The organism is Tamlana crocina (genome assembly GCF_012037625.1).
The window spans coordinates 1-426 of the sequence record NZ_JAAVJS010000292.1 but is presented as its reverse complement, the minus strand read 5'-3'; the positions used below and the strand labels follow the sequence as shown (position 1 = coordinate 426).

1 protein-coding gene is annotated in these 426 nt (G+C 44.4%); it reads left to right on the top strand.

From position 1 onward, the window contains the following. A partial coding sequence (locus tag HC176_RS16775) for an aminotransferase class I/II-fold pyridoxal phosphate-dependent enzyme (protein ID WP_167920159.1) occupies positions 1-426 on the top strand: 426 nt, incomplete at both ends.

Sequence of the window (426 nt, the reverse complement as noted above, 5' to 3'; positions counted from 1 at the left end):
CAAATTACAATGGATTTGCAACAGCTTCGGGCGTTACTGTCGTACCTGTAAAATCCAAGATCGAAGATAGTTTTGCACTGCCTTCAATTTCAGAATTTGAGAAGTTGATCACCCCTAATACTAAAGCTATTCTCATCTGCAACCCGGGCAACCCGACAGGATACTTATATTCCAAGGAAGAGATCGATCAACTCGCAGCCATAGTAAAGAAACATGACCTCTTCCTTGTGGCAGACGAGGTTTACAGGGAATTTGCATACGATGGAGCCAAACATTTTTCCATCATGTCTGTCCCCGGACTGGAACAAAATGCGATCATGATCGATTCTGTTTCCAAACGTTACAGCATGTGCGGGGCAAGGATTGGATGTGTGGTCTCAAAAAATAAGGAATTCATGGCCACTGCCATGAAGTTTGCCCAGGCGA